The sequence below is a fragment of the Klebsiella oxytoca NBRC 105695 genome (genome assembly GCF_001598695.1).
GTDB classification, from domain to species: Bacteria; Pseudomonadota; Gammaproteobacteria; order Enterobacterales; family Enterobacteriaceae; genus Klebsiella; species Klebsiella oxytoca.
In genome coordinates, this window is sequence record NZ_BCZK01000042.1 from 1 (window position 1) to 544 (window position 544).

General features: G+C 53.5%; 1 rRNA gene. It reads left to right on the forward strand.

Features of this window, described 5'->3' with window-relative positions:
• Positions 1 to 544: ribosomal RNA gene (locus KO1_RS26675) — 23S ribosomal RNA — on the forward strand; the annotation flags it as partial.

Sequence of the window (544 nt, forward strand, 5' to 3'; positions counted from 1 at the left end):
AGGATGTTGGCTTAGAAGCAGCCATCATTTAAAGAAAGCGTAATAGCTCACTGGTCGAGTCGGCCTGCGCGGAAGATGTAACGGGGCTAAACCATGCACCGAAGCTGCGGCAGCGACACTATGTGTTGTTGGGTAGGGGAGCGTTCTGTAAGCCGTTGAAGGTGGCCTGTGAGGGTTGCTGGAGGTATCAGAAGTGCGAATGCTGACATAAGTAACGATAATGCGGGTGAAAAACCCGCACGCCGGAAGACCAAGGGTTCCTGTCCAACGTTAATCGGGGCAGGGTGAGTCGACCCCTAAGGCGAGGCCGAAAGGCGTAGTCGATGGGAAACAGGTTAATATTCCTGTACTTGGTGTTACTGCGAAGGGGGGACGGAGAAGGCTATGTTGGCCGGGCGACGGTTGTCCCGGTTTAAGCATGTAGGCGGATGTTCCAGGTAAATCCGGAACGTTACTAACGCTGAGGTGTGATGACGAGGCACTACGGTGCTGAAGTGACAAATGCCCTGCTTCCAGGAAAAGCCTCTAAGCATCAGGTAACATC